General features: G+C 76.0%; 8 protein-coding genes. 4 read left to right on the top strand and 4 right to left on the bottom strand.

What is annotated here, in order from left to right:
* Window positions 1-19: 19 nt before the first annotated feature.
* Window positions 20-1,333: a DUF6348 family protein gene (locus ABTZ17_RS21175; RefSeq protein WP_352197213.1), complete on the bottom strand. Its 1,314-nt coding sequence runs from the start codon at window positions 1,331-1,333 to the stop codon at window positions 20-22.
* Window positions 1,334-1,420: 87 nt separating this feature from the next.
* On the opposite strand from ABTZ17_RS21175, the gene ABTZ17_RS21180 reads away from it, so the two are divergent.
* Complete coding sequence (locus tag ABTZ17_RS21180; protein WP_352197214.1) at window positions 1,421-2,221, top strand: hypothetical protein; 801 nt, start codon at window positions 1,421-1,423, stop codon at window positions 2,219-2,221.
* A gap of 84 nt (window positions 2,222-2,305) precedes the next feature.
* On the opposite strand, the gene ABTZ17_RS21185 is transcribed toward ABTZ17_RS21180, so the two are convergent.
* Entirely contained in the window at window positions 2,306-3,496 is a 1,191-nt protein-coding gene (locus ABTZ17_RS21185) for a citrate synthase/methylcitrate synthase (RefSeq protein ID WP_502994770.1), read from the bottom strand.
* A 65-nt stretch (window positions 3,497-3,561) separates the two neighbouring features.
* Here ABTZ17_RS21185 and ABTZ17_RS21190 point away from each other — a divergent pair, with 65 nt between their 5' ends.
* Window positions 3,562-4,869, top strand: a complete 1,308-nt coding sequence (locus ABTZ17_RS21190) for a citrate synthase (protein WP_352197216.1) — start codon at window positions 3,562-3,564, stop codon at window positions 4,867-4,869.
* Between the two features lie 105 nt (window positions 4,870-4,974).
* Here the strand turns inward: ABTZ17_RS21190 and ABTZ17_RS21195 are convergent, their stop codons facing one another.
* On the bottom strand, window positions 4,975-5,811 hold the full coding sequence (locus tag ABTZ17_RS21195) for a hypothetical protein (RefSeq protein WP_352197217.1): 837 nt from the start codon (window positions 5,809-5,811) through the stop codon (window positions 4,975-4,977).
* Between the two features lie 487 nt (window positions 5,812-6,298).
* Between ABTZ17_RS21195 and ABTZ17_RS21200 the strand changes: the two genes are divergently transcribed.
* Both ABTZ17_RS21200 and ABTZ17_RS21205 read left to right on the top strand, forming a co-directional pair.
* Window positions 6,299-7,741 carry a mycothione reductase gene (locus ABTZ17_RS21200; protein ID WP_352197218.1) on the top strand — a complete coding sequence of 481 codons (1,443 nt, stop codon included), beginning with the start codon at window positions 6,299-6,301 and terminating at the stop codon, window positions 7,739-7,741.
* 420 nt (window positions 7,742-8,161) lie between these two features.
* Entirely contained in the window at window positions 8,162-9,388 is a 1,227-nt protein-coding gene (locus ABTZ17_RS21205; protein ID WP_352197219.1) for a serine hydrolase domain-containing protein, read from the top strand.
* A 56-nt stretch (window positions 9,389-9,444) separates the two neighbouring features.
* On the opposite strand, the gene ABTZ17_RS21210 is transcribed toward ABTZ17_RS21205, so the two are convergent.
* Window positions 9,445-10,092, bottom strand: a complete 648-nt coding sequence (locus tag ABTZ17_RS21210) for a hypothetical protein (RefSeq protein WP_352197220.1) — start codon at window positions 10,090-10,092, stop codon at window positions 9,445-9,447.
* Window positions 10,093-10,282: the final 190 nt, after the last annotated feature.

Genomic DNA, 10,282 nt, shown 5'->3' on the forward strand with positions numbered 1-10,282 from the left:
GTGGGGCGGGGGCGGCGGCTCAGGCGCCCGCGGCGGCGCGGAGGAGGTCGGCGGCGGGCCAGGTCTCCTTCAGGACCCGGGACATCAGCGGATGCTCGGAGTCGAGGACCTCGGTCATGCGGAGGGAGCCGTCCGCGTTGTACTTCTGTCCGCCGAGCAGCACGGGGGCCTTGAGGAGCTCCTCGCCCCAGGGTTCGACGGCGTTGCAGAAGAGCCCTTCGAAGCGGTGGCCTTCGAGGGTGCCGTCGTGGACGCGGCGCGTGTAGTCCTCGATGACCTCGGCGCGCACGTAGACCCAGACCACGTGGACCAGGGTGCGGCCGTCGTCGAGGCGGACGGGCAGGCGCACCTTGAGGAAGTTCCCGAGGCCCCGCGCCACCATCACCGCGCCCGAGTCGTGCGTGATCCGCTCCTCGCGCTCGGCCGGGGAGAGCTCGGCGATGAGGTGCGGCAGGGAGTGCGCGAACCCGGGCTGCCGGGGGTCCAGGGCCCCGCCGCAGGCGCAGCCACCGCCGCAACAGCCCCCGCGACCGGCGCCACACGTCCCTACCCCATGCCCATGCCCGTCTCTATGCCCGTGCTCGGGGTCGTGGTCCTCCTCGGGGTCGGGCGGCAGGAGCAGGGTGAAGGACCGGACGGCCGTGAAGACCGTCGGCTCGGGGAGGCCGAGCTCCGCGAGGGCGGCCGAGGCCGCCTCGTGCCGCTCGCCGTTGACCCGCACCTCGGACCGCACCGCGCCCGGGGCGCCGCCGTGGAAGACACGGACCGCGTTGAACCAGGGCGAGGCCAGGTCGGCGGCGAAGACCGGGGTGATCCGGCCCAGGACGTCCGCCTCCAGCAGGGCCTCCTGGAGGCGGTGGTTCTCCTCCTCGGAGACCCCGTAGGCGAGGGCGCCCGCGCCGAGCGACCGCCACCCCGGCACCCCGTAGGGGTCGTCGGGGGTCAGGTCGTCGACGAGTCCCGCGTACGCGGTGTCGGTCAGCGCCAGCAGGCAGGCCCCCGCGGAACGGGCCCAGAGGACGGCGGCGTCGCGCGGTGTGGTGACGACCACGGCGCGGTCCACGAAGCAGGGCACCTCGGGCTGGATGCCGACGTCCGGGAAGGCGATCAGGTCGTACTGGTGGGCCTCGCCGGCCGCTCCCGGGTCCCCGGCTGCCACGCCGACGGCCCAGCCCCGCGGGCTGAGCAGCGAATCCCCCTTCAGCCCGGCGCCCTCCGTGCAGCCCGGGGCCAGCTCCTCCAGGGCGTCGCGCACCAACGCGAGGAATTCCAGGGCCGGCAGCCGGCCCCCGTCGGGCTCCGGGCGCTTGCCGCGGCGGCGTATCCAGGACATGCGGATGATCATACGGCGGCCCCTCCCTCGCCCGGAGGGGGTGTGAGGCCCGGGATGGCGGGCCCTCCGGCTGGACAGTCATGGAACATGAACGCATCCGAGCCGGGAGCGGGCCCCGGAGCAGAACCGGATACCGGCTCCGTACCGGCGCCCCGTCCCCCCGTCGTCGGCGGCCGGGCGCGGACACCCGTCGCACCACCGTCCGTCGCACCGCCGTCCGCCATACCGTCGTCCGCCGCACCGGCCGCGGCCCCGGCGCCGCGGGGCGGGCAGCCGGGTACCGAGGAGCGCGGCGCCCCGCCCGAGGAGGGAGCGGCGGGGACGGCGGCGCGTCGGGCCGCGGCGGCCGAGGTCGGGCGGTTCGTGGTGGGCGCGGTCACCGTCCTCGCGGCCCTGGCGGGCCTGGTCCTCGGCATCCGCGCGGAGCTGCGCTCGGGGCGGGAGGAACAGCGGGTCGAGGCGGCGGAACGGCTCGCCGAGGAGGCGCGGGAGAAGGTGTACGCCGATCTCGTGGACTTCTACTGGGACGGCGCCGTGCTGCACGTGGTGAACGGCAACTCCCGGGTGGTGCCGATGCGGCTGGCGCTGCCGGATCGGAAGGTGTTCTGGGACTTGGCCCTGGTGAAGCCGTGCAAGGAACTGCTGGTCCCGCGTTCCGCGTTGTTGGCGTCCATGGCCGGCGAGGTGCCCTCCGTGCGACTCGGCGCGGGGGAACTCGGCTCCGTCCGGCTGGAGTTCATGGATCCGGAGGGGCGCGTCTGGGAGCGGGTCAGCGGCCGGGGCCTGACGAGGGCGGAGCCGTGGCCGCCGGCCAGCCGACCTCCCGCCGTGAGTGCCGAGGAGTGGAACCTCCGCCCCGAGGACTCTCCCCGCTGCGGCAGCTCCTGAACGGCGACGGGGCGGACGGGGCGGCGGCGATGAGGCCCGCAGGGGCGGTGGGTGAGGGGCGGGGGCGGCGGTGGGTGAGGGGGGTCAGCTGAGCGGGGGCAGGGGCTGGGGCGGGGTGGGGCCGGTGTAGCGGGCGGCGGGGCGGATGATCTTCGGGTCGGCGGCCTGCTCCAGGATGTTGGCGCTCCAGCCGATCACCCGGGCCGCGCAGAAGGTCGGGGTGAACATCTCGCGGGGCAGTCCGCACAGTTCCATGACCACGCCCGCGTAGAACTCCACGTTGGTGTGCAGTTCGCGGCCCGGCTTCAGTTCGGCGAGGATCTCCTCCACCTGCCGCTCCACCTCGACGGCGAAGTCCACGAGGGGGCCGCCGAAGTCGAGGGCGATCTCGCGGAGCATCCGGGAACGGGGGTCCTCGGTGCGGTAGACGGGGTGTCCGAAGCCCATGATCCGGTCGCCCGCGAGGACGCGTTCGCGGATCCAGGGAGCGATCCGGTCCACGGTGCCGATGGCGTCGAGGGTGTCCAGGGCGCGGCTGGGGGCGCCGCCGTGCAGCGGGCCGGAGAGGGCGCCGACGGCCCCGGTGAGGCAGGCCGCGACGTCCGCGCCGGTGGAGGCGATCACCCGGGCGGTGAAGGTCGAGGCGTTGAAGCCGTGGTCGACGGTGGAGATCAGGTACCGCTCGACGGCGCGGGCCCGGGCCTGGTCGGGCTCCTCCCCCGTGAGCATGTACAGGTAGTTGGCGGCGTACGGGAGGTCCTGGCGCGGCTCGATCGGGTCCAGGCCGTGGCCCAGCCGGTGCAGGGCGGTCAGCAGGGTCGGTACGGCGGCGCAGGCCGCGAGGGCGTCCGCGGCGCGCTGCTCGGGGGTGAGGTCGTACACCGGGCGGAAGCCGGCGGAGGCCCCGAGCAGGGAGAGGGCGGTCCGCAGGCCGGCGAGGGGGCCGGACATCGCACCGGCGCGGGCGAGGGCGGGCAGGACCTCGCGGACCTCCGGGGGGAGGGCGCGCAGGGCGGCGGTCTCGGCGGTGAACGCGGCGCGGGCGGCGGTGTCGGCGGGGAGCGCGCCCCGGAACATCAGGTGCCACACGTCCTCGAAGCCGCGGTCGGCGGCGAGTTCGACGGCCGAGTACTGGCGGTAGTGGTAGAAGCCCTCGCGGCCGCGGACGTCGCCGAGGGCGGTGTCGGTGACGACGACTCCGGCGAGGCCCCGGGGCACCGGGACGGGGGTGGGTCCGGGGGTGGTGTCGATGAGGTTCATGCATCGACCATCCATGATGGATTGAATCCTTGTCAATATTGATTGAATCAACACGTCAGCCCATCTGTAAGGTGTGGTGCATGAGTGACCAGACCGACGGCGGACGCAGGATCGGCACGCAGGAGGCCGCGCGGGTCCTCGGCGTGAAACCGGCGACGGTGTACGCGTACGTGAGCCGTGGCCAGCTGTCGAGCCGCCGTGACGCGGCCGGGCGCGGCAGCAGTTTCGACGCCGCCGAGGTCGCGGCCCTGGCCCGGCGCAACCGGCGCGAGGCGGCCGCGCCCGCCACCGGGGAGCTCGCCGTGCGCACGGCGCTCACCCTGATCGAGCCGGGCGCCTACTACTTCCGCGGGGTCGACGCCGTGGCCCTGGCCTCCCGGTACCGCTACGAGGAGGTCGCCGAATGGCTGTGGACGGGGACCCTGACGCCCGGGAGCGGCTTCGCCGCGCCCCCCGAGGCGCTCGCCGCCGCCCGGCGCTCGGTGGCCGCGCTGCCCGCGCACAGCGGCCCGGTCGACCGGCTGCGGGTGGCGGTGGCCGCCGCGGCCGCCGCGGATCCGCTGCGCTTCGACCTGTCGGAGGAGGCCGTCCTCGGCTCCGCGCGCTGCCTGATCCCGACGCTGGTGGGCGCCCTGCCCGAGGTCGCCGACGACCACCCCGACCCGGCCGCGGAGGACGACGGGATCGCGGAGGACGACGGGATCACTGAGCACGGCGGGATCGCGCGGCGGCTGTGGCCGCGGCTGACGGCCCGGGAGCCCGATCCCGACGCCCTCGCGGTCCTCGACCTCGCGCTCGCCCTCCTCACCGACCACGACCTGGCCGCCTCCACCCTGGCCGTACGGGTGGCGGCCTCGGCGCGCGCGCACCCCTACGCGGCGGTGTCGGCCGGACTCGGCGCCCTCGAAGGGCCGTTGCACGGCGCGGCAGGGCGGCTCGCGCACCGCATGCTGGTGGACGTACGGGAGCAGGGCGGTGCCGCCCCGGTGGTGGCCGAGCACCTCCGGGCGGGCCGCCGGGTCCCGGGGCTCGGGCACCGGCTGTACCCCGGCGAGGACCCCCGGGCCACGGCCCTGTTCGCCCGACTGGAAGCGCTGGAGCCCGCCGCGCCCGCCCTGGCCGCGGCCCGCGAGGTGGCCGCGGTGATGGCACGTCAGGGTGGACTCCACGCCAATGTGGACCTGGCCCTGGCGGTCCTGACGGTGTCGTACGGGATGGCGCCCGAGGCCGGGGAGACCGTCTTCGCGGTGGCGCGCACCGCCGGATGGATCGCCCACGCCCTGGAGGAGTACCAGGAACGGCCGCTGCGCATGAGGCCGAGCGGGCAGTACCACGGGCCGCGCCCGCCGCAACCGATGCCGACGCCGATGCCGACGTCCATGCCGTAGTCGGCCCCGTGCGGGGAGCGGTGCCCCGACCGGGCGGGCGACCGCCCGGCCGGGTCGTCGGCGGGGGCGGGTCGTCGGCGGCGGTCGTCAGCGGGCGCAGGGCCGTCAGCGGGGGCGGACTGCCGTCACCGTGAAGCGCTCGACCTCGTTGACGTGCCCGCCCGTGGAGGCCACCACGGTCAGGACCGGATCGGTGGCACCGGAGTAGGCGACGGTCGCCGTCCAGGGCTGTCGCGTGCCGCCGCCCGGGACGCAGCAGGCCGTCCCCAGCGGGCGGGGCGAGGAGGGACCGCGCACCTCGACGCGGATGCTCTCGTCCACCCCGGTGATCCGCCCGCCGACGCGCAGTGGGGACCTCGCCGCGGCCCCGTAGGCGGGCGCGGTCAACGAGAAGGTGGTGTCGTCGGTGCCGACCACCTCCCAGGGGGCGTCGGCTCCGGTGCCGTACCGCACCAGGTGGACCACGGCCGCGGTGCTGCGGCGGGCCTCCTCGGGGGCGCTCGGGCCGATGCCGATCCGGGCGTGCCGGCCGCTGACCCGCTGCGAGGCCACCCGGTCGAGCTCGCGGAAACCCAGGAAGTCGCGGACGAAGGCCAGCGCCGTCTGTTCCGCGTCGAGGTGCCAGGGCTGGTGGCCGCCGTCGCGGTAGGACCGCTGCCACTCCCGGGCCCGCGCGAGGCTGGTGAAGGGCCACAGCGGCTGGAGTCCGGCGCCGAGGGCCGGGTCGGAACCGGCGGGGGCCGTGGGTTCGGCGGAGGGGCCGGGTGTCCTCGCGCCGGAACCCGTCGGGGTGACGGACGACGACGGGGACGCCGACGCGAACGCGGACGGCGGGGCGACCGTCGCGGTGGGTGCGCCCGTGGTCCCCGAGGGGCCTCCGGACGGCTTCGGCCCCGTCGGGGAGCCCTCGGCGCAGCCGGACAGGAGCAGACCCGCGAGCACGGCCCCGGCCAGGAACCGGAGGCGCGGGCGAGACCGGCGCGACCCCTGGGGCCTGAGCGGCCTGAGCGGCCTGTGGGCTCGGTGGGGCCGGAGCGGCGGCCGGGGGTGGACGGGCGGGAGCGTGGACTTCATGGGCACTCCATGGCGTGACGCCGCACGAGCACTCCCCCGTGCTGGTGGGTGCCGCCGGTGGCGTCATGGTCCCACCGCGCCGACCGGCTGGGAAGCCGGGCCGCGGGGAGGCCAGGGGCAGCGGGGGGCGGCGGGGAGCACGGGGCGCACTCGGGGACCGTACGCGGCGACCGCACCCCGCTCGCCGTGCCCGGACGGCTCCGCTGGTGCACGGTGTCCGTAGGGCCCCTCGGCTCCGTCGGCCGTTTCCGGCGGGTGCGCGCGGGCAGGCGCGGGATCGACGGCGGGGCCCGGAACGCGGCCCCGTCGGGCACCCCGACGGCCGGCGAACGGCCCCGGAGAAAGGCGGAGACGGATGCGGCACCACGACCTGGTCGTCATCGGCGCGGGGTCCGGCAACGCGGTCGTCGACGACTCGTTCGCCGGGCTCGACGTGGCCATCGTGGAGGAGCGGTGGTTCGGCGGCACCTGCCTCAACGCCGGGTGCATCCCGAGCAAGATGTTCGCCCACACGGCCCACGTGGCACGTACCGTCCGGGAGGCCGGCGCCTTCGACGTGGTGGGCGGCCCCGGCACCGTCCACTGGCCCGAGGCCCGCGACCGGGTCTTCGGCCGGCTGGACGCGGCGCGGGAGGACGGCCGCCGGGGCCGCGTGGAGGCGAAGTCCGTCACCGTCTACGAAGGACGGGCCCGGTTCACGGGGCCCCGAAGGCTCAGGATCGAGACGGGCGGGGAGGTGGTCGAGGTCGACGCCGCGCAGATCGTGGTGGCGGCGGGTGGCCGCCCGGTGGTTCCGCCCGTCGTCCGGGACTCCGGTCTGCCGTACGAGACATCCGACACCGTGATGCGGATCGGGACCGCGCCCCGTCATCTGGCGGTCCTCGGCGGCGGCTACGTCGCGGCCGAGCTGGCCGAGGTGTTCGCGGCGGCGGGGAGCCTCGTCACCGTCGTGGAGAAGGAGGAGCGGCTGCTCGGGCCCCAGGACGAGACGGTCGCGGAACGCTTCACCGAGCTGGCCGGGGAACGGTACGACCTGCGACTCGGCCGGGAACTCACCGGGCTCGACGGCGCCCCGGGCCGGCTGCGGCTGACGTTGGACGACGGTTCCACCGTCGCGGCGGACATGCTGCTCGTGGCGGTGGGACGGACCCCCAACGGCGATCGCCTGGACCTGGAGGCCGCCGGCATCCACACCCACGAGGACGGCCGGATCGTGGTGGACCGCCACCAACGCACCAGCGTGGAAGGAGTGTTCGCCCTCGGTGACGTCTGTTCTCCGGTGCCGCTGAAGCACGTGGCCAACCGGGAGGCGCGCGTCGTGGCGCACAACCTCCGCCATCCCGGGTCGCCGATCTCCTGCGATCACGAGCGGGTCCCGGCCGCCGTCTTCACCCGACCCCAGATCGCCTCCGTCGGGCTCACCGAACAGGACTGCCGCGACCGGGGCCTGACGTACCGGGTGGGCACGGCCGAGTACGCCGACATCGCCTACGGCTGGGCGATGGAGGACACCACCGGATTCTGCAAGGTCCTCGCCGACCCCGCGAACGGCCGCCTCCTGGGCGCGCACCTGATGGGACCCCAGGCTCCCTCCCTGATCCAACCGCTCGTCATGGCACTGGAGTTCGACATCGACGCCCGCGCCCTGGCCTCGACCCCGTACTGGATCCACCCGGCCCTGACGGAAATCGTGGAGAACGCCCTCCTGGACCTGGACCTGGACGGGGATCCGGACGGCGGTGCGGACGGCGACGCGAACGGGAACACGGACGCGGCCCCGGGCCTCGACTCCGCCTGACAGCCCCCACCACCCCACGCACCCGGTGCGGCCCGGCAGCAGCGGGGGAAGAGCACGGGTGACGTGCGCGGCGGGGCCAGGGGTGTGGCCGTACGGGCTCGGGGCGACCGTCCTGGCGGACGGGCGCGCCCCGGGGTCGGCGGGTCCCGCCGCGCCGGTCCACCGCGCTCTTCCTCCGGTGCCCCGCCAGTCCACCACCGGACGCCCCGCCCCGGCCAGGCAGTCCGACCGGCAGAAGTACCGAACCGTACTTCTGCCGGTCCCCCGGCGCGGCCCGGTCTCGGGTCGGTCGCGAGCCCGGGTGTCAAGGGGGGCAGCCCCTGTGCTGTTCGGGGGGCGGGCGCAGTGATCTCCGGCGGGCGTCCTGACAGGGTCCTCTTACGGCGGGCGGACGGCTCGCGGAGGACATGACCAGGGGGAATGCTCGTGTACGGGGACCGGCAGCGGCACGAAGACGGGTACGAGCACGGGCACGGGAGCGTGCACGGGCACGGGAAGCGGGTCGGGGCGGCGGTTCTGCTCGCGGCGGCGCTCATCGCGGGGACCGTGCCCGTGGCGGGGGCCGCCGTCCCCGGCGCGAGGACGGGCGCGGACGCCGCCCCGGGCACGGCGACCCGGTCGTCCGACCCCGTGCAGCGGCAGTTGGACCTGCTCGTCGGGATCGACGGGGTCCCGGGCGCGCTCGCCCACGACGGGCGGCGGACCCGTACCGCCGGTGTCGCGGACCGGGAGTCCGGCCGCCCCATGGTCGGCGCGCGGGGCCGGGTGCGGCTGGCCAGCAACACCAAGGCGTTCACCGCGACGGCGGTGATGCGCCTGGTCGTGGACGGGCGGATCCGGCTCGACGACCGCGTGGGCCGCTACGTGCCCCTGCTCGCCGGAAGCACCATCACCGTACGGCAGTTGCTCAAGCAGACCAGCGGACTGCCGGAGTACACCGCGCTGGTGGACTGGACCCGGCCCGGCACGCCCGAGGACTACCTGGCCCTCGCCCTCGCGGCGGAGCCCGTCTTCGCCCCGGGTACCGACTGGGGCTACTCCAACACCAACTACCTGGTGCTCGGCATGGTGATCGACGAGGCCGCCGGGGTCGACTTCCGTACGTACGTCGAGCGGACCATCCTGCGGCCGCTGCGCCTGGACGACACCTACTGGCCCGCCCCCGGCGAGCTGACGCTCCGCGGGCCGCACGCCCGCAACTACGGGGTGCACCCCGCCGCACCGGAGGCCGGCCGCGTGGACGTGACGGACCTGCCCGGGTACGAGTTCGGCGCCTCCGGCGGGCTCGTCTCCACGCCCGCGGACCTCAACGCCTTCTGGGACGGGCTGTTCGGCGGTCGCCTGCTCCCCGACCGGGCCCTTCGGACCATGACCGGGGACAGCACGGCGGTCGGCGGGCGCGACGTCTACCCGGCCGGCAGCCGCTACGGCTACGGCATCGCGTCGGTACCGCTGAGCTGCGGTGGCGTGTACTGGGGGCACGGCGGCGACCTGCCCGGCAATTCGGTGGGCGGCGGCCGGGCCACGGCGGGGCGGGGCACCGTCACCGTGTACACCACCACCTGGGCGGGCGAGGGCCCGAGCCTGCGCCGTCTCCAGAAGGCCGTGGACGTCTCCCTGTGCGCGAAGCCCCACCAGCGCTCGTGACCGAGCGCGGCGGTCGCCCCTGACAGCCGCTGACGACCACTGGCCCGGCCCTTCGGTCAGCGGCGGCGGGTGCGGCGGGAGCGGAGCAGGAGGCCGGCGGCGGCGCCGGTCACGGCGGCGACCGCCACGCCGGCGGCGGTGATCCACGTGGTGCGGCCCGGGGCCGAGTCCTCGCCCGGACCGGGGTCGGTGGTGCCGTGGACCCGGGTGGGCGCGGCGGCCGCGGCCGGTGCCGCGGTCGGTGCTCCGGTACGCCGTGCCGCGGGGGCGAGAGTCCTCGCGGGGGCACCCGCCGTCGTGGGCGGGGTGGGTCTCGGCGCGGGGGCCGCGACGGTCACCGCGCCTTGGCCTCGGCCGAGGTCCGGGAAGCCGACCTCGATGGTGACCTGCCAGCGTCCGGCGGGCAGGGCCTCGGCGGTGGTCCAGCCGGCGGCCGTGCCGGGGACCCGGACCAGCCGCCACGGACCGGCCGTGCGAGAGCCGTCCCCGCTGACCGCGTTGACGGTGGCGGCGACCCGCTCCTCCACCGGGTCCCCGTCGTTCTCCCAGGTCACGTCGGCCAGGACGTGACCCCGGCGTTGTCCGGTGATGTCCACGGCGACGGTGTCCCCGTGCGCCGCGGCCGTGCCGGGCACGGTGATCACCAGGGCCCCCGAGGAGGCGGCGAGGGCGGCGAGGGCGAGGGCGGGGTTCCTTCGGTGCATGGCGGTGCTCCCGGAGTGTGGAAGGACGGGATGGCAGGACGGAGTGGGGTGGGGGCCGGGTGACGGGGCGGCCCGGCCGTGGAGCCGGCCCCCGGTGGAGGCGGGCCGCCCCGTGACGGTCCGCCTCCCCGGTCGGCCAGCGTTCCACGAGTCGGGGACGGAGGGCGGGGTCCTCGCGGCGGGCGGCGAT

The sequence above is a fragment of the Streptomyces sp. NPDC097619 genome, from assembly GCF_040302735.1.
Classification (GTDB): Bacteria; Actinomycetota; Actinomycetes; order Streptomycetales; family Streptomycetaceae; genus Streptomyces.

Coding starts and splice junctions, on each gene's coding strand:
- ABTZ17_RS21175 (WP_352197213.1), bottom strand. CDS start 1,333: ATGTCCTGGATACGCCGCCGCGGCAAGCGCCCGGAGCCCGACGGGGGC.
- ABTZ17_RS21180 (WP_352197214.1), top strand. CDS start 1,421: ATGAACGCATCCGAGCCGGGAGCGGGCCCCGGAGCAGAACCGGATACC.
- ABTZ17_RS21185 (WP_502994770.1), bottom strand. CDS start 3,496: ATGGATGGTCGATGCATGAACCTCATCGACACCACCCCCGGACCCACC.
- ABTZ17_RS21190 (WP_352197216.1), top strand. CDS start 3,562: ATGAGTGACCAGACCGACGGCGGACGCAGGATCGGCACGCAGGAGGCC.
- ABTZ17_RS21200 (WP_352197218.1), top strand. CDS start 6,299: ATGCGGCACCACGACCTGGTCGTCATCGGCGCGGGGTCCGGCAACGCG.
- ABTZ17_RS21205 (WP_352197219.1), top strand. CDS start 8,162: ATGCTCGTGTACGGGGACCGGCAGCGGCACGAAGACGGGTACGAGCAC.
- ABTZ17_RS21210 (WP_352197220.1), bottom strand. CDS start 10,092: ATGCACCGAAGGAACCCCGCCCTCGCCCTCGCCGCCCTCGCCGCCTCC.